The 16,839-nt window shown below is 63.2% G+C and carries 16 protein-coding genes; 2 read left to right on the top strand and 14 right to left on the bottom strand.

What is annotated here, in order from left to right:
• Nucleotides 1-175: 175 nt before the first annotated feature.
• Nucleotides 176-625, top strand: a complete 450-nt coding sequence (locus AAFN55_RS03850) for a host attachment family protein (RefSeq protein ID WP_347797553.1) — start codon at nt 176-178, stop codon at nt 623-625.
• Here the strand turns inward: AAFN55_RS03850 and AAFN55_RS03845 are convergent.
• The 6 genes from AAFN55_RS03845 to AAFN55_RS03820 all read right to left on the bottom strand — a co-directional run bounded on the left by AAFN55_RS03845 (nt 622) and on the right by AAFN55_RS03820 (nt 6,417).
• Nucleotides 622-1,461: an alpha/beta hydrolase gene (locus tag AAFN55_RS03845; RefSeq protein ID WP_347797552.1), complete on the bottom strand. Its 840-nt coding sequence runs from the start codon at nt 1,459-1,461 to the stop codon at nt 622-624. The genes AAFN55_RS03850 and AAFN55_RS03845 overlap by 4 nt on opposite strands.
• Nucleotides 1,458-2,558 carry a branched-chain amino acid ABC transporter permease gene (locus AAFN55_RS03840; RefSeq protein ID WP_347797551.1) on the bottom strand — a complete coding sequence of 367 codons (1,101 nt, stop codon included), beginning with the start codon at nt 2,556-2,558 and terminating at the stop codon, nt 1,458-1,460. The genes AAFN55_RS03845 and AAFN55_RS03840 overlap by 4 nt, the downstream gene beginning before the upstream one ends.
• A gap of 5 nt (nt 2,559-2,563) precedes the next feature.
• A complete protein-coding gene (locus tag AAFN55_RS03835; RefSeq protein WP_347797550.1) occupies nt 2,564-3,562 on the bottom strand; it encodes a branched-chain amino acid ABC transporter permease in 999 nt (332 codons plus the stop codon).
• A gap of 1 nt (nt 3,563) precedes the next feature.
• On the bottom strand, nt 3,564-4,283 hold the full coding sequence (locus tag AAFN55_RS03830; RefSeq protein WP_347797549.1) for an ABC transporter ATP-binding protein: 720 nt from the start codon (nt 4,281-4,283) through the stop codon (nt 3,564-3,566).
• Nucleotides 4,280-5,047, bottom strand: a complete 768-nt coding sequence (locus AAFN55_RS03825; protein WP_347797548.1) for an ABC transporter ATP-binding protein — start codon at nt 5,045-5,047, stop codon at nt 4,280-4,282. The genes AAFN55_RS03830 and AAFN55_RS03825 overlap by 4 nt, the downstream gene beginning before the upstream one ends.
• A 173-nt stretch (nt 5,048-5,220) precedes the next feature.
• A complete protein-coding gene (locus tag AAFN55_RS03820; protein ID WP_347797547.1) occupies nt 5,221-6,417 on the bottom strand; it encodes a substrate-binding domain-containing protein in 1,197 nt (398 codons plus the stop codon).
• 253 nt (nt 6,418-6,670) lie between these two features.
• Between AAFN55_RS03820 and AAFN55_RS03815 the strand changes: the two genes are divergently transcribed.
• Nucleotides 6,671-7,228, top strand: coding sequence for a PAS and helix-turn-helix domain-containing protein (locus tag AAFN55_RS03815; protein ID WP_347797546.1), 558 nt, complete (start codon nt 6,671-6,673; stop codon nt 7,226-7,228).
• A gap of 12 nt (nt 7,229-7,240) precedes the next feature.
• Here AAFN55_RS03815 and AAFN55_RS03810 read toward each other — a convergent pair whose 3' ends face one another.
• The 8 genes from AAFN55_RS03810 to AAFN55_RS03775 form a co-directional block, all read right to left on the bottom strand.
• Entirely contained in the window at nt 7,241-7,990 is a 750-nt protein-coding gene (locus tag AAFN55_RS03810; protein WP_347797545.1) for an SDR family oxidoreductase, read from the bottom strand.
• Between the two features lie 72 nt (nt 7,991-8,062).
• On the bottom strand, nt 8,063-10,252 hold the full coding sequence (locus AAFN55_RS03805; protein ID WP_347797544.1) for a transglycosylase domain-containing protein: 2,190 nt from the start codon (nt 10,250-10,252) through the stop codon (nt 8,063-8,065).
• Between the two features lie 63 nt (nt 10,253-10,315).
• Nucleotides 10,316-11,110: a hypothetical protein gene (locus AAFN55_RS03800; RefSeq protein WP_347797543.1), complete on the bottom strand. Its 795-nt coding sequence runs from the start codon at nt 11,108-11,110 to the stop codon at nt 10,316-10,318.
• 29 nt (nt 11,111-11,139) lie between these two features.
• Nucleotides 11,140-12,414: an L-fuconate dehydratase gene (locus AAFN55_RS03795; protein WP_347797542.1), complete on the bottom strand. Its 1,275-nt coding sequence runs from the start codon at nt 12,412-12,414 to the stop codon at nt 11,140-11,142.
• 71 nt (nt 12,415-12,485) lie between these two features.
• Nucleotides 12,486-13,427, bottom strand: a complete 942-nt coding sequence (locus AAFN55_RS03790) for an ABC transporter substrate-binding protein (RefSeq protein ID WP_347797541.1) — start codon at nt 13,425-13,427, stop codon at nt 12,486-12,488.
• A gap of 93 nt (nt 13,428-13,520) precedes the next feature.
• The gene (locus AAFN55_RS03785; RefSeq protein ID WP_347800178.1) at nt 13,521-14,480 is read right to left on the bottom strand and encodes an ABC transporter permease; all 960 of its coding nucleotides are present in this window, start codon (nt 14,478-14,480) and stop codon (nt 13,521-13,523) included.
• Between the two features lie 35 nt (nt 14,481-14,515).
• A complete protein-coding gene (locus tag AAFN55_RS03780) occupies nt 14,516-16,075 on the bottom strand; it encodes a sugar ABC transporter ATP-binding protein (RefSeq protein WP_347797540.1) in 1,560 nt (519 codons plus the stop codon).
• Entirely contained in the window at nt 16,075-16,833 is a 759-nt protein-coding gene (locus tag AAFN55_RS03775) for an SDR family oxidoreductase (protein ID WP_347797539.1), read from the bottom strand. Before AAFN55_RS03775 ends, AAFN55_RS03780 begins: the two co-directional genes overlap by 1 nt.
• Nucleotides 16,834-16,839: the final 6 nt, after the last annotated feature.

Here is a 16,839-nt window from a genome sequence, read left to right as displayed (position 1 = left end):
TTCTGAAGGAATGGCCTCGCGCCGCCTTGCCACGCCTGAAATCCCTTTTCCGTGGCGCGCCACAAACGCGCAAACTTATGCCCCTCGTTCGTAAGAAAGGTGACATTTCGCGGAACAGGAGCGCGTCAAGCGACGTTGGCGAGTGACTGCAAGAGCACCACAAAAGGAGCCGAACATGCCTGACTTCAGACTTGCACACGACACGTGGGTGGTCGTCGCCGATGGGGAAAAAGCCCTGTTCCTTCGCAATGAAGGCGACGCGAAATACCCCAATCTGGAAGTGTTTCGAGAGGTCAAGGAGCAGAACCCGGCTACGCATGACCAGGGCACCGACAGGCCGGGCCGATTCAACGATGGGCCGAGCATACACCGCAGCGCGGTAGAAGAAACGGATTGGCATCGCGTCGAGAAGGAACGCTTTGCAAAGGATATCGCCGAGCGCCTCTACAAGTCAGCCCATCGCGGCGATTTCAAGCGTCTGGTCATCGTGGCACCGCCGCTCGTGATGGGCGAAATGCGCAAGGAACTGCACAAGGAAGTCGAAGACCGCGTGGTCGGGCAGGTCACGAAGACCCTCACCAGCCACACGATCGACGAGATCGAACAACTGCTTCAGAAGGATTAGTCAGCGAGAAAATCGCGCAGCATCGCGATCTCGAAATCGCTGGCGAGCGTGGGCGCGTGGCCGCAGTCGGGCATCACTTCCAGCCTCGGCCTCGGCCCGCGCCTTTGCATGTCTTCCGCGACCTTTGCCGACAAAACGTCGGAGCTCTCCCCCCTGATCAGCAGGGTCTTGGCAACAATCAGGTCATACGCATCCCAGACGTCCAGATCGGCCCTGTGATGCGTGAACTGCGACACGATTGCCGGATCGTAATGGACGGTAATGCGCCCATTGTCGGTGCGACGCGACGACGTTTCCGCCATGCGGCGCCAGAATGCGTCCGTGTTTTGCCCGAACGGCTCGTAATTGGCGCGCAGCCAAGCCTCCAGTTCCAGCACCGTATCGTAGACGGGCGGATTGCCGACATAGGACGAAATGCGCCCCGTGCCCGCTTCGGGAATATCCGGGCCGATATCGTTGATCACCAGATGGGTGATGCGCTCCCGCAGCGCGTTTGCCGCCAGCGTCACCCCGATCAGGCCGCCCATCGACGTGCCGACCCAGCGCAGGTCGCCTATCCTGTAGTGATCCAGGATCGCGAGCGCCGTCTCGCCGAAGACGCGGTACGAATAGTCTGTCGTGTAGTCCCGTGCCCAACTCGACATTCCACGGCCGAGCGTATCCGGGCAGATGACGAAGTAGGTGTCGGAGAGCGCTGCCGCCGCCTCGTCGAAATCGCGACCGGTGCGCGCCAGCCCATGCCACATCACCAGCGGCGGATTGGCGGGATCGCCCCATTCCGTGACATGCAGTTCGAAACCGCCGGAATGGATGAAGGAAGAGCGATAGTCCGTCATTTGTGCCCGCCCTTGCCGAGTATGGTGCCGACGATGCCCGCCGGGAAGAAATAGACCAGGAGGATGAAAACCACGCCGAGCCAGAGAAGCCAGCGATCGGGATTGAGAAGGTCGGGCAGGAGCGGCAGATTCGCCGTCGCACTTGCGCCCGCCGCCATCAAATCCTTCAGATAGAACTGCGCCAGCGTCATCAGCACCACCCCGATGACGGCGCCGTACATCGTGCCCATACCCCCGATCACCACCATCAGCAGGATGTCGATCATAATGTCGAAGGACAACGCGACATCGGGGCCGACATATTTCAGCCAGACGGCGCGCACGATGCCGGCCAGTGCCGCAATGACCGCTGCGATGCAGAAGATCGCGGTGCGATAGGCGACCACGCGGTATCCGATCGCCTCGGCGCGCATCTCGTTCTCGCGGATTGCTTCCAGCACCGTGCCGAGCGGAGAGACGACGATGCGCAGCAGGGCAAGGAACAGGATCAGCGACGACAGGAAGACGAAATAGTAGAGCGCGAGGCGGCCGTTGAGCGCCACACCGAACACGCGCAGCGCCTTGCCGTCCCCATCGGTCAGGAGTTCGTTGGCGGGCGAGAAGAAGCGCGGCACGGTGAACGTCATGCCGTCCTCGCCGCCGGTGAATTCGGAGAGCTGGCTCGCCAGAACGAGCATCACCGATGCCGCCGCGAGCGTGACCATGGCGAAAAAGATCGCCTTCACCCGCAGCGACAAAAGCCCGATCAGAAACGCCAGAATCAATGCTGCAAGCACACCAAGACCGCCTCCGAGCAGGATCGCATCGAAGCCGGGACCCATGGTCTTGATCGCGATCGCGGTGCCGTAGGCCCCGAGGCCGAAGAACATCGTGTGCGCGAAGGAGACGATGCCGGTGTAGCCGATCAGCAGGTCATAGCTCGCGACCAGAACGATGAAGACGCAGATGCGCGCCGCAACCTCCTGCGCCCGCACATCGGGAAACAGAAACGGCGCGAACATCAGGATCAGGCCGATCGTAAGCACGACGCCGTAGACGGCGAGTCGCACTGCGGGCACGCGGCGTGAGGTGGCCACAGTCGCGGATGATACAGCCATGTCGCTCATCCCTTCACGGCCGGTTTGAGGCCGAACGGCCGCCACAGCAGGATCGCCATCATCAGGATCATGTTCGAGGCGAGCGACATCTTCGGGAACAGGAACGCGACGTAGTTCGCCATCAGCCCCACCAGGATCGCGCCCAGAAGCGAGCCCTCGATCGAGCCAAGTCCGCCGATGATGACCACGATGAAGACGAGGATCATCATCTCCGCCCCGATCGCCGTCGTGATGAGCCCCTGATACCCGGCCCACATCGCGCCGCCCATGGCGGCGAGCGCGGACCCCGCCATGAAGACGGCGATGAACAGCCGGTCGATCCTGAAACCCAACGCCTCGACCATCTCGCGGTTTTCGACGCCGGCGCGGATCAGGAGCCCGATGCGCGTGCGGTTGAGCGCGAAATGCATCGCGATGTAGACCGCAAGTCCCAGCAGGAACGCGAAGATGCGGTAGATCTCGATCGAGACGTCGCCGATGACCAGCGACCCCGTCAGGATCGCCGGGCGCGGCACCGGGATCGGCGCGCCGCCCCAGACCATCAGGATGAACTCGTCGGCGACGATCAGGGCGCCCATGGTGATCAGGATCTGGCGCAGATGGTCCTTATAGACCGGCTTCACGATAATGCGCTCGAAGGCCCAACCGGCGAGTGCGCCGAAGGCGGTCGCGGCCGCAATTGCCATGACGAGCGCGAGGATGTTCAACGCGCCATTGCCGCCCGTGACCCAGCCGCCCGACCAGGCAAGCACGCTCGCCGCGATGAACGCGCCGAAGGACACGAACGCCGAATGGCCGAAATTGAGTACGTCCATCAGGCCGAAGATCAGCGACAGGCCGGAGGCCATCAGGAAGATCATCATGCCCATGGCGAGGCCCGCGACAGTCAGCGTCATCCAAGTCGACGGCCTGCCGATCAGCAGGAACCCGATCAACGCGAGCAGCACCGGAAGCAGCATCACGCCTCCGAAACGCTCGACGGTGCTGGAGATGGATTTCATCATGTCAGTGCGCGTCCATCGAGAGGCTGAGGAACTGGTCCTGCAAGCGCTGGTCTGCGGCGAGGTCGGCCATCGAGCCGCGATGGACGATGCGTCCGTCGTCGATCACCGCGACCGTGGTTCCCAGCGCCTTTGCGAAGTGGAAATTCTGCTCGACAAGCAGGATCGTCGTCTCCTGCGCGATCTCTCGAAACGCATCGACCATCGCCCGGATGATCGCCGGCGCGAGGCCCTTGGTGGGCTCGTCGATCAGGATCATCTCGCGGCGCTCGATGATCGCGCGCGAAATAGCGAGCATCTGCTTCTGGCCGCCGGACAGCGCATGCGCCTGCCGGTCCCAGAACTTTTCCATCGCCGGAAAGAGCGCAAAGACGCGCTGCAGGCGCTGATCGTCGAAACGCCCGCCGGTCGCGGCCAACCGCATGTTTTCCTCGACCGTCAGCCCGCCGAAGATGCCCATATTTTCCGGTACATAGGCGATGCCGAGCTGGGCGATGTCTGGCGTGCGCATGGCGGTGATGTCGTGGTGGCGAAACACGATCGCGCCGGCGCGCGCGCGCCACAGCCCCATGACCGTGCGCAGCGTCGTCGTCTTGCCCGCCCCGTTGCGACCCAACACAACGTGGACGCCACCTTCGGGAATACCGAGCGAGATGCCGTGCAGGATCTGGTACTGCGCGATGTCGGTGTGGACGTCGTCGAGGCGGAGGATCGCGTTCGTCATGCCACCTCCTCCGCGCCGACGCCGAGATAGATTTCGCGCACGATCGGCAGCGCCATGACCTCCGCCGGCTTTCCATCGGCGACGAGTTCGCCGTTGTGCAGCACCACGATGCGGTCGGCGAGCGCACGAACCACGTCCATCTTGTGCTCGACCAGGAGGATGGTCTTCGCCGTGTCCTTCTTGATCTGCGCGATCAGTTCGAGGATCACCGGCGCCTCATCGAGGGACATGCCGGCGGTCGGCTCGTCGAACATGAAGATGTCCGGCTCCATGGCGGCCAGCAGCGCGACCTCAAGCTTGCGCTGGTCGCCATGCGGCAGTGCCGAGGCAGGCAGATGCGCAACGGAAGCGAGACGCGTCTGTTCGAGGTAGGCATAGGCGTTGTCGCGAATATCGGTCAGCGCGGAAGCGCGCGTGAAGATGCGCGGGCCCTGTCCCGCCCGAGCCTGCACCACGAGCCGGACGTTCTCCAACACGGACAGCTTCGGAAACAGGTTGGTGAGCTGGAATGCGCGGCCGATCCCCGCCTTGGCGCGCGCAGAGGCCGAGAAGCGGGTGATGTCGTCGTCACCCTTAAAGATGCGCCCTTCGGTGGGCTTGAGCTGCCCGGAAACGAGGTTGAACCACGTCGTCTTGCCGGCGCCGTTCGGGCCGACGATGACCGTCAACTCGCCGGGATGAAAAGCGCACGAGACGTTGCTGACGGCCGCATGGCCGCCAAAGCGGATCGTCAGGTTTTCCGTGCGGAGGGATGGGCTGGTCACGTTTGCAATTCCTTGGCGCATGCGGCCGCCGATCTCCTCGCCCCGTTCACGGGGAGAGGGTGGCCGAGCGAAGCGGAGGCCGGGTGAGGGGCAGCACTGGATTCGCAATCGCGAGCGCAGCCCCTCATCCGCCTGCCGGCACCTTCTCCCCGTGAACGGGGAGAAGGAAGCTGTCACTCCTGATTGTTCCGGCCGACCGGAATGTCCATCTCATCCGCCTTGATCTCGCGGACGAGCTCCGGCACCGCCCAGTTCACGCCGTCCTCGACCTTGATCTTGAAGTGGTACATGGACTGGAGCGCCTGATGATCCTCGGGACGGAAGGTCATTTCCCCCTTGGGCGTCTCGAAGGTCATGCCTTCCATCGTGGAGATGAGCGTCTCGGTATCCCACTCCTCGGCGGTCTCGAGTGCCTTCACGATCGCCATGGCCGACGCCATGCCGCCAGCGGTGAAGAAGTCCGGCGGCGCGTTGAAGCGCTTCATGTGCTCTTCGACCAGCCAGTCGTTCACCGGGTTCTTGGGCAACTCGTAATAATAGTAGATCGCGCCTTCCATGCCGGGCACCTGCTTGTAGGCGACGAGGGCGGGCAGGATGTTGCCGCCGGTCGACAGTTCGATGTCGTAGCGGTCCAATCCGGCGCCGGCCAGCGGCGTCATGGCATCGATGCCGGCGACATAAATCATGATGACCTTGCGGCCGGGCTGGTCGCGCAGCGCTGCCGAAAGACGCTCGATTGTCGCGGTGAAGTCGCTCGTCTGCTGAGGGACGTACTCTTCCGCAACGAGGTTCGCGCCGGTTCCTTCCAGCGCCCTCTTGAACGCCGCCACACCGTCGCGGCCGAACGCATAATCCTGCGCGAGCGTCGCGACGTAGAGGTTCTCGTCGGGGTTGAGAGCAAGCGCCTGCGCCTGCATGTCCATCGACGAGTTGCGCGAGGTCTTGAACACGTAGCGGTTGGAATCCGGCCCCGTCAGGCCGTCGGCGACAGCCGGCTCGACCAGCAGGATCTTTTCGTATTCCTCGGCCACCGGCAGCAGCGCCATCGCCACGCCGGACGAGGAATCGCCCACCGCGATCAAAGCATCGTCGTCGCCATACGCCTCCGCGAGAAGCGCGCGCCCGACATCGGGCTTGAACTGCGTGTCCTTCTTGATGATCTCGATCTTGCGCCCCTTGACCTCCATCGTGCCCTTGGTCGCGTATTCGAGGCCCATTTCGAAGCCGGTGTGAGTCTGCTTGGAGTAGGCTTCGAGCGGCGAGCCCGACAGCCCGTGCACCAGCGCGATCTTGACCGGGTCTTCCTGTGCCCCAGCCGGCGCACCCATCAGAGCAGTGGCCATGGCCAGCGCCGCAAACAGCTTCTTCATGCTAGTCTCCTCCCTGGGTCGGCGGACATGTGCGCTGCGGCCGTCTATCCGCCCGGTCAAGCGGCCGCTTCATCAGTCTGTCTGAACGGAGAAATGCGCTGGCGCGCGCCACATGCGGGGCGTACACCAAGCTCGCGTTCCTCCCGATCCCGCCGCGCAGGCCAACTGGCCTTCTCCCACTGGCACGGCTTGATCTTGGGGCTATTATCGGATTTGAGCGTCTCCACTCGCAATATCGTAGAAATACGCAACCATGTCGTCCTCCGCGGAACTGCACGAACTCGCCTTCGAATGCGCGCCGATCGGCCTCGTCGTCACCGAGAGCCGCATCATCCGCGCGTGCAATCCCGCATTCGCCCGGATGTTCGGCCATGCGCGCGAGGATCTGGTCGATCGCTCCTTCGCGATCCTCTACCCGTCATTCGAAGAATTCGTGCGCATCCGGGATGTCGGTGTCGAGCCGCTCAGGCGCGACAACCGCTATTCGGACGAGCGCATCATGGCGCGCAAGGACGGATCGCTGTTCTGGTGCCGCGTGCGGGGGCACTCTCTCACACGAGACGACGACCCCCTGCGCCGTGCCGTGTGGAGCTTCGCCGATCTGTCGGAAACGCGCCACGTTCTGGACCTGACGACGCGCGAGCGCCAGATCGTCATGCATCTGGGCGAGGGCCGGACGTCGAAGGAGATCGCGCGGACGCTCTCCATTTCACCCAGAACGGTCGAGGCCTATCGCGCCCGATTGCTCAAGAAATGCGGCGCGTCGAACGTGGCGGAACTGCTCTCGCATCTGAGTTCCATGCCACATTGAAGGGATGGTGGTTCAGACGTGCTGGCCGCCATTGATGTGGATTTCGGAGCCGGTCACGTAGGACGCCTGATTGGAACACAGGAAATAGATGATGTCGGCAACTTCGCTCGTCGCGCCAAGGCGGCGCAGCGGGATCGTCTCGACGATCTTGTCGGTGCCCGGCGACAGAATCGCCGTATCTATTTCGCCGGGCGCTATCGAATTGACCCGAATGCCGTGCGGCCCGAAATCCGCTGCCATCTCGCGCGTCAGCGAGGACAAGGCCGCCTTCGATGTCGCATAGGCTGTGCCCGCGAAGGGATGCACGCGGCTGCCTACGATCGAGGTGACGTTGACGATCGCACCCTTGGCCATGGCCAGTTCCTTGAACAGGCCGCGCGCCAGCATGATCGGGGCGAAGAAATTCACCTGAAACACGTCGCGCCAGACATGCATCGGCGTTTCGATCGAGTTCATGCGATCGCCGCCGTCCAGCTTCGGCGAAATCGCCGCATTGTTGACGAGGGCCGCCAGCTTGCCGCCCTTTTCCTCGATGCGATGCCGGATTTCGGCAACCGCGAGACCGACATCCTCGGGATCGGACAGATCGACCTTGATGTGATCTTCGGGACCGGCCGGCCAGGGACAGTCCTCCGCGAAAGCCTGCCGCGAACAGGTGATCACGCGCCAACCTTCGCGCGAGAAGCGCTTGACAGTCGCGTGGCCGATACCGCGGCTCGCGCCGGTCAGCACCAATGTGGGTCGTGTCTCGGTGTCGGCCATGGGGAGCGCTCCTGATGGGCGCTATGTAACGGATGCGGCGGGGGAAGGCGAGAGCGGCGAACTGTCCATCGCTCAGTTGCCCATGATGACGTCCATGATCGATCCGATCGGCCGCGCACCCTGTGGTCCCACGTCACCCGGAGGCATCGGCGCGTCGATAGACGCGGTGTAGCCGCCGCCCTGCGATGGGATAGCCACGGCATCGTTTTCGCCGGCGGTGCGCAGGATATCCTCGACCTGGCTGAAGATGCGTCCGTTCCAGTTGCCCGGAAGATTGGCGACTGGCACGCCCTCATGGGCTGCGGTCATGAACTCGTTCCACGCCATCGCAGGCAGGGAGCCGCCCGTCATGTTCTTGGTCGCCGACCCGTCGTCGTTGCCGAACCACACGCCGGTCGTCAGGTTCGCCGTGTAGCCCACGAACCAGGCGTCGCGTGAATTCTGCGATGTTCCCGTCTTGCCCGCGGCCGGCCAGCCGAAGGCGGCCCTGCGCGCGGTACCGTCGGAAACCGTCTCGGCCATCATCGCGTTCATCATGCCGACGATCTCGGGACGAATGACCCTCGGGCCATTGTTCGACGGGTGCTGGTAGAGGATTTCGCCTTTCGCAGACGTCACGCGCTTGACGAAGTGGATGTCGGGCCGCGTCCCGCCATTGGCGAACGGCACGTAGGCGGCGGTCAGTTCGAGCGGCGTCACTTCGGACGTTCCAAGCGCGATCGACAGGTTTGGCTCGAGGTTCGATTCGATGCCCATGCGCCACGCCGCTTCCACGATCGCAGCAGGCCCGACCTCGCTGGCAAGCTGCACCGCCACGGAATTCAAAGACTTCGCAAGCGCTGTCGAGAGCGACACTTGGCCGTAGAACTTGTCGCCATAGTTGCGCGGTGCCCATTTGCCGATCTTGATCGGCGCATCGTTGCGCAGCGTATCAGGAAACAGACCCTTTTCCAGCGCAGCCATGAAGACGAAAGGTTTGAACGCCGAGCCGGGCTGGCGGCGCGCCTCGGAGGCGCGGTCGAACTGGCTTGTCGCATAGTCATAACCACCGACCATCGCGCGCACGGCGCCCGACGCGTCGATCGACACCAGCGCGCCCTGGCTCACATTGTGCTTCTTGCCCTCGTCATCGATCAGGCGACGGATCGACGCCTCGGCGAATGTCTGAAGGACGAGATCGACCGTCGTTTCGACGACGATATCCTGGCGCACCTCGCCGATAAGCTGCGGCAGTTCCTCCATGATGCGATCGGCGAAATAATGCTCGGACCCCGTCCAGTAGGCGGCCGCGCGGACGGCGGGCGTGCTCATCGCGCTCGCCAGTTCCTTGTCGCCGATCATGTCGGTGTCGCGCATCGCCCTCAGCACGATCTGCGAGCGGCTCTCGGCCGCCTGCGGATCGCGTGCCGGCGACAGGCGCGACGGCGCCTTGAGGAGGCCCGCCAGCAGCGCCGCTTCCGACAGGCTCACATCGCGCGCGGACTTGCCGAAATAGCGCCGCGAGGCCGCTTCGACGCCGTAGGCTCCTGATCCGAAATAGACCCGGTTCAGGTACATTTCCAGAATCTGGTCCTTCGAATATTCAGTCTCGAGCCAGAACGCCATCAGGACCTCCTGCACCTTGCGCTCGATCGTGCGCTCGGGCTTGAGGAACAGGTTCTTGGCAAGCTGCTGGGTGAGTGTCGAACCGCCCTGACTGAAACGGCGATCGACGAGGTTACCCACGACCGCGCGGCCGAGCCCCATCGGATCGATGCCGAAATGGGAGTAGAAGCGACGATCCTCGATCGCCATCACCGCCTGCGGAATGTAGGGCGACATCTCGTGCAGCCCGACGGCCTCACCGCCGGTCATGCCGCGATTGGCGACGAGTTGACCATTGACCGAGACGATCCGCACGTTCGGCGGACGGTCGGGAATGGCCCAGGTGGTGGCCGACGGCATCTGCGCGCCGTAGTAAACCACGATGCCGGCACCGGCGATGCCGCCCCAGATGCCCAGAACCATCGTCCAGTAGATCGCGCCGCGCATCAGCCCGAAGAAGCCGCGCCGTTTGCGCGGCGACTTTCCACGCCTTGAGGATGGCGGCTTGCGCCCGCCTCCACCGCCCGATCCGCCGGACGATTTGCGTTTCGGAGCGGTCCTCGCCTTGCGCGAGGACGGCATGACGCGATCGTCATCGCTGACGAAAAAGCCGGGGCCCTCGTCCGAGGACCCGCCGAAGGTCGGCTCTATGCGTGCGTTTCGATTTCGGCTGGCCATTCCGTGCGCGGTCCGTCTGCGATTTGAGGCAACGGGGTCGCGATGGAGACTAAATGCGGCGATTTAAGGGGGTGTTAAGGCTGGCGAGGACGCAGGGGGCGCGCTTTCGGGATGAGCACTGTCCTTAGCGGGACCGGCACGACCGAGGGATTCGTAACGCGCCTTGAGCATTTCGGGATACTGCGAATCAAAGTGGCGTTCGAACTCCCGGGCTGTCGCCTCGAAATCTGCACGGTGAACCGCACCGGTCTTCAGGGTCGCAGCCTCACCGAACTCTTTTCGCTGTTCCTGAATGTATCCTTCTAGTATCTTCCAATAGAGACATACATTGATTCCCCACAGATTGCGAAGATGCTTAGGATTAATCAAGGATTGCCGCGCGTAATAACACATTCTCGAATATGCGTTTGCTACCCTCTGCGCAGAAATCTTTTCCTCGTTGCCCCATAACCGAAAATCGGAAGACGCCTCTCGTAAGCGCTTTTCATCGCTTTTGACGGCATCCATTTGTTCCGCCGCCCATGCGAGTACCTGAGCCGTACGCGATGCCTGACCTTCCTGAACGCTTCTGAAGCCGACGGCGACCGTCAACAACAGCGTTATATTGATGAGGAATGTGAAAAACGCCGCAATCGCACTGACGCCGTTCCAGTCGAATTGCTGCAGATTCAGGTGGTCTGGATAGACTATCGCCCCGCTGGAATGCGCGAAGAAAAACATCGCCATAAATCCCGCGAAGAAAATCACGAAAGCTGCAACGATAAGAATAAGCGTACGCATACCAACCCCAGCCACCCCGCCCATGACTGAAATCACAAAAACCCTTACCCGGTAATTAATCAGCCACGCTGTCGACATACACTGGTCGAGAGTTAGGTTGATGCCTCTCACCCCGCAAACAGCCGTGCCTCTCGCGATTCCGGTTTCATCTCGATCGAGAAACCCGGCGCTGCCGGCGGCATATAGGCGGCGTTGCGGATCACGCAGGGCTCGATGAAATGCTCGTGCAGGTGGTCGACATATTCGATCACCCTGCCCTCGCGTGTGCCGGACACGCAGACATAGTCGATCATCGAGAGATGCTGAACGTATTCGCAGAGGCCGACGCCGCCGGCATGGGGGCAGACCGGCAGGCCGTATTTGGCGGCCATCAGCAGGACGGCGAGAACTTCGTTGACGCCGCCGAGGCGGCAGGCGTCGATCTGCACGACATCAATCGCGCCGCGCATGATCAACTGCTTGAAGACGATGCGGTTCTGGCACATCTCGCCGGTCGCGACCTTCACGGGCGCGACGCCTTTGCGGATCGTGCGATGCCCCTCGACATCGTCGGGACTGGTCGGCTCCTCGATGAACCACGGTCTTGCGAAAGCGAGTTTCTGGACCCAATCGATCGCCTCTGAAACCTCCCAGACCTGATTGGCATCGATCATGAGATTGACGTCGGGACCGACCGTTTCGCGTGCGATCGTGAGGCGGCGGATGTCGTCGTCGAGGTCGCGGCCGACCTTCATCTTGATGTGGTTGAAGCCGGCATCGACCGCCTCGCGGCAAAGCCGGCGCAGCTTGTCGTCGTCATAGCCGAGCCAGCCGGCCGATGTCGTGTAGCAGGGATAGCCCTCGCGCTGGAGCGTCGCGATGCGCTCGGCCTTGCCTTGCTCTTTTGCCCGCAACAGGCCGAGCGCCTCATCCGGCGTGATGCAGTCCGTGAGGTAGCGAAAATCGATGCAGCGGACGAATTCCTCGGGGCTCATCTCGGCAACGAGACGCCAGACCGGCTTGCCCTCAATCTTCGCCCACAGATCCCAGACGGCATTGACGACCGCGCCGGTCGCCAGATGGATCGCGCCCTTGTCGGGCCCAATCCAGCGCAACTGGCTGTCGGACGTCACGTGACGCCAGAATGCGCCAATGTTGCCGGCGACCTTGTCCATGTCGAGCCCGACCACGAGATGGCGCATCGCCTCGATCGCGGCACAGCAGATCTCGTTGCCGCGCCCGATGGTGAATGTCAGGCCGTGGCCCTCATGTGCGCCGTCGGTCTTGAGGATCACATACGCCGCGGAATAGTCCGGGTCGGGATTCATCGCGTCCGAACCGTCGAGTTGAAGAGAGGTCGGGAAACGCAGGTCGAGCACCTGCATATCGACGATACGGGTCATGGCGTGAATCTCGCACTGTCTTGAAAAGGTGACGGCGGCTTTCGCCGCCGCCACCGGATGCTGCGGACGGATCAGTCGTAGAGAACGGCCGCGATCTCCGGGTCGTCGATGTTCGACTTGTCGTACCAGAAGAAGCCGGTATCGATGTTCTTCTCGACGGCTTCGCCCTTTGCGGCCTTCACGGCGGCAGCGACGGTTTCGTAGCCGATGCCGACGGGGTTCTGGGTGATCGCGCCGGCCATCGAGCCGTCCATGATCGCAGCCTTCTGCTGCGTGCCGGAATCGTAGCCGATGATGACGAGCTGGCGGTTCAGTTCGCGCGCGCCGTTGACGACGCCGATCGCCGAGCCCTCATTCGCACCGAAGATGCCCTTCAGGTCGGGATTGGCCTGCAGGATCGACTTGGTGATCTCAGTAGACTGGAGCTGATCGCCCGCGCCATACTGGACGGACACGACCTCGATGTTCGGATACTTCTCCGCGATACGGTTCACGAAGCCGTCGCGGCGATCGATGCCGGTGCGGCTGGTCTGGTCATGCACGACGAGCGCGATCTTGCCCTCGCCGCCGATGAGCTCGGCCATCTTGTCGGCTGCGAGCGCTGCGGCAGCCACGTTGTCAGTCGAAGCGGTGGTCACCGGAATATCGCTGTCGACGCCGGAGTCGAAGGCGACGATCGGGATACCGGCATCCTTGGCCTGCTGGAGCAAAGGGGTCGCAGCCTGGCTGTCAAGCGCGGCAAAGCCGATCGCGGCCGGCTTCTTGGCCAATGCGGCGGCCAGCATGTCGATCTGGCGATCGACCTGTGCCTCGGTGTCCGGGCCTTCAAAGGTGACGGTGACGCCAAGCTCGGCTGCCGCCTTGTCCGCGCCGGCCTTCACGGCCTGCCAGAACTGATGCTGGAAACCCTTCGAGATCAGAGCGATATAGGTGTCCTGGGCCATGGCGGGGACACTCGTTCCCAACATCGCGACGGCGCCGATAGCGCCCAGTAATGTGCGTCGGTTGAACATTGCATTTCCTCCTGGTTACACGTCTGACTGTTGCTCTCGGGACGTTTTCCGCCCTCTGTCGTCTCTTGGCGCAGATCGCCCGCGCGGTGTCCCTTACAGTTTCCGGCGCCGCAGCATGTCGATGTAGACTGCGAGGATGATGATCGAGCCGGTCACCACGGTCTGCCATTCCTGCGCGACGGACAGGATGCGCAGCCCATTGAGCAGGACGCTCATGATCAGCGCGCCGATCAGCGTGCCGAGGACGGTTCCACGTCCGCCCGACAAAGACGTTCCGCCGATCACGACTGCCGCGATGGCATCGAGTTCGTAGCCCTGGCCGAGTGCGGGCTGCGCGGAGTTGAGGCGCGACGCGATCAACAGGCCGGCTATGCCGCAGATGGAGCCCGCGAGCGCATAGACCGCGATCTTCCAGCGGTCGGTGTTGACGCCGGAAAGGCGAACGGCCTCCTCGTTCGAGCCCAGCGCGAAGGTGTAGCGGCCGAGCGCGGTCTTCGACAGGATGAAGCTGACGACGATCGCGACGAGGAACAGCACCAGAACGCCATTCGGGATCGGCACCGCCGGGATGAACGAGCCTATGATCGAGCCCTGCGCGATCTGCGTGAAGCCCGGCGTATCGTTGAAATAGATCGGCCGCGTGCCCGAGATGACGAGCGACAGCCCTTTCAGGATGAGCATCATGCCGAGCGTGGCGATGAAGGGCGGCACCTTGAGCTTGGCGATGAAGACGCCCGAGACCAGCCCGGCCGCGCAGCCGGCGAGGATCGCGGCTGCGATACCCAGCGGCAGCGGCATGCCCCAATAGGTCAGCACCACGCCTGCGATGACGGCGCAGAACGTCATCAGCGTTCCCACCGACAGGTCGATGCCGCCGGTGATGATGACGAGCGTCGCCGCGATGGCCAGCACGCCATTGACCGACGTCGCCTGCAGGATCGCGAGGATGTTGCTCGTCTGCATGAAATTCGGCGAGGCGAGGCTGAAACCCACCACCAGGAAGATGAGGCTCGCAAAAGCCAGCAGCCGATGATGGGCGCCCGAAACGCGCACCGCAGGCGCGGCGGCCGCTGTGGTCGCAGTGGTGCTCACGTCGTTCCTCCCATGGCCGGTTCCCGACTGTCCGTCCGCGTGCCGTCGCCGCGCAAAGTGGCGAGTCGCATGATCTCTTCCTGCGACGTGCCGCCGGGCAGGATGCCGGTCAGCCGCCCCTCGCACATCACGGCAATCCGGTGGCTCAGGCGCAGCACTTCGGGCAGTTCAGACGAGATCATGATGATAGCCCGGCCCTGATCGGCCAGTGAATTCAGGAGCTTGTAGATTTCGCTCTTGGCGCCGACATCGATGCCGCGCGTCGGTTCGTCGAAGATCAGGATTTCGCAGTCGCGCAGGAGCCACTTGGCGATGACGACCTTCTGCTGATTGCCCCCGGAGAGCAGTCGCGCCTCCTGGGTATCCGCCGGCGTCTTGATCGACAGTTTCGAGATGTAGCCCAGCGCCTCGTCGCGCATCGCGGATTCACGCAGAATGCCGCCCGTGCCGGTGAACCGCGACAGGCTTGCGAGCGCGATGTTGTTGCGCACGTCCATGGCGGTCGCGAGGCCGAAATGCTTGCGATCCTCCGACAGATAGCCGATGCCGGCGCGCACCGCGTCCTGCGGACGCCTGATCGTCATCCTGCTTCCGTTAACGAAAATCTCGCCGGCCTCGATCGCGTCGGCACCGAAAATCGCGCGCGCGACTTCGGTGCGCCCTGCCCCCATCAGGCCTGCGAAGCCGAGGATTTCGCCTTTGCGGACAGAGAAACTGACGTCGCGGATTTCGCGGCCGCGCCTGAGCCCACGTACCTCCAACGCGACCGGCGCGCCTTCGAGGTCGGGAATCTCGGTTTTCTCGTTGGAGAGCTTGCGGCCGACCATCATCGAGATGATCGTCTCCACCGGGGTCTCCGCGGCCGGCACGGTGCCCACGGTCTCGCCGTCGCGCATGACCGTCACGCGATCCGCGATCTGCTTCAGTTCGTCCATCTTGTGCGAGATGTAGACGATGCCGACGCCTTCCGATTTCAGCCTGCGGATGATGGCGAACAGGTCGGCGATTTCGGCATCGTTGAGGGCCGCTGTGGGCTCGTCCATGATCAGAACGCGCGACCGATAGGACAGAGCCTTGGCGATCTCGACCATCTGCTGGCGCGCGATAGTCAGCCCCTGAACCGGCGTGCGCGGATCGAGCGACAGGTGCATGCCGGCGAAGATTTCCGCGACGCGCGCATTGAGCGCCGCCTCGTCGAGGAGGAGACCGGCAGCCTTGCGCGGTTCGCGGCCGATCAGGATGTTCTGTGCGGCCGTCAGGTCCGGCATCAGGCTCAGTTCCTGATGAATGATTCCGATGCCGAGCGCCTGAGCGGCACCCGGGCTGCCAATTTCGGCGGGACGGCCATCGACCAGGATCGCACCGCGATCGCGCGGATAGATGCCGGCAAGGATTTTCATCAGGGTGGATTTGCCGGCGCCATTCTCGCCCATGAGGGCATGGACCTCGCCGGCCAGCAGTTCGAACCGTGCACCGTTCAGCGCGATCACGCCCGGAAACGCCTTGTCGATGCCGGCCATCGAAATCAGGGGCGTTTCAGTGCGGACCGGTTGCATCAGATGGTCACCCCTCCATCGACCAGCATGGCCTGGCCGGTCACGAAGCGGGATTCGTCTGACAGGACGTAGACGACCATCGGAGTGATGTCGTCGACCAGGGCAAGCCGCCCCATGGGCTGCCGCGCCACGAAGTCCTTCTGCGCCTGGACGGGGTCTGGCGATGCCGCGATGCGCTCGCGCAACGAGGGTGTGTCCACCGTGGCGGGGCACAGGCAGTTGCAGCGCACGCCCTGCTTCAGGAAGTCGGCGGCGATCGCCTTGGTCAAGCCGATGACGGCGGCCTTCGACGCGCCATAGGCGAAGCGGTTGGGAAAGCCTTTCACCGACGAGGCCATCGACGCCATGTTGAGGATGGATACGTTTCCGGTCGTGGTGGCGCGTTCCAGCATGCCGGGGAGAAAGAGGCGGAGCGTGCGGTACATCGCCTTCACGTTCAGATCGAACGAGAAATCCCAATCCTTCTCCTCGCAGTCGAGGATGGAGCCGTTGTGGACGTAACCGGCGCAGTTGAAGAGGCCGTCGAGCTGAGGGAGCCGTTTCGCCAGATCGGCGATTGCCGCGCCATCCAGAACATCCAGCCGGTGCGTTTCGACGGAGCCTCCGGCAGTCGGCTCCGATGCCAGACCGCGCAAGGCTTCTTCGTTCACGTCGGTGGCGATCACATGCGCACCCTGCGCGCTCAGCGCGAGCGCGCTCGCCCTGCCGATACCCTGGCCGGCGGCCGTAACGAGAACGGTCTTGTCCTTCAAACGCATGAGCCG

It is taken from the genome of Mesorhizobium sp. CAU 1732 (genome assembly GCF_039888675.1).
Classification (GTDB): Bacteria; Pseudomonadota; Alphaproteobacteria; order Rhizobiales; family Rhizobiaceae; genus Aerobium.
This window is presented reverse-complemented; position numbering and strand designations above follow the sequence as displayed.

Excerpts from the sequence above, each read along its gene's own strand:
- AAFN55_RS03850 (WP_347797553.1), top strand. The coding sequence starts at position 176 with ATGCCTGACTTCAGACTTGCACACGACACGTGGGTGGTCGTCGCCGAT.
- AAFN55_RS03795 (WP_347797542.1), bottom strand. The coding sequence starts at position 12,414 with ATGACCCGTATCGTCGATATGCAGGTGCTCGACCTGCGTTTCCCGACC.
- AAFN55_RS03805 (WP_347797544.1), bottom strand. The coding sequence starts at position 10,252 with ATGGCCAGCCGAAATCGAAACGCACGCATAGAGCCGACCTTCGGCGGG.
- AAFN55_RS03775 (WP_347797539.1), bottom strand. The coding sequence starts at position 16,833 with ATGCGTTTGAAGGACAAGACCGTTCTCGTTACGGCCGCCGGCCAGGGT.
- AAFN55_RS03820 (WP_347797547.1), bottom strand. The coding sequence starts at position 6,417 with ATGAAGAAGCTGTTTGCGGCGCTGGCCATGGCCACTGCTCTGATGGGT.
- AAFN55_RS03845 (WP_347797552.1), bottom strand. The coding sequence starts at position 1,461 with ATGACGGACTATCGCTCTTCCTTCATCCATTCCGGCGGTTTCGAACTG.
- AAFN55_RS03810 (WP_347797545.1), bottom strand. The coding sequence starts at position 7,990 with ATGGCCGACACCGAGACACGACCCACATTGGTGCTGACCGGCGCGAGC.
- AAFN55_RS03835 (WP_347797550.1), bottom strand. The coding sequence starts at position 3,562 with ATGATGAAATCCATCTCCAGCACCGTCGAGCGTTTCGGAGGCGTGATG.
- AAFN55_RS03840 (WP_347797551.1), bottom strand. The coding sequence starts at position 2,558 with ATGGCTGTATCATCCGCGACTGTGGCCACCTCACGCCGCGTGCCCGCA.
- AAFN55_RS03800 (WP_347797543.1), bottom strand. The coding sequence starts at position 11,110 with ATGTCGACAGCGTGGCTGATTAATTACCGGGTAAGGGTTTTTGTGATT.
- AAFN55_RS03780 (WP_347797540.1), bottom strand. The coding sequence starts at position 16,075 with ATGCAACCGGTCCGCACTGAAACGCCCCTGATTTCGATGGCCGGCATC.
- AAFN55_RS03830 (WP_347797549.1), bottom strand. The coding sequence starts at position 4,283 with ATGACGAACGCGATCCTCCGCCTCGACGACGTCCACACCGACATCGCG.
- AAFN55_RS03815 (WP_347797546.1), top strand. The coding sequence starts at position 6,671 with ATGTCGTCCTCCGCGGAACTGCACGAACTCGCCTTCGAATGCGCGCCG.
- AAFN55_RS03790 (WP_347797541.1), bottom strand. The coding sequence starts at position 13,427 with ATGTTCAACCGACGCACATTACTGGGCGCTATCGGCGCCGTCGCGATG.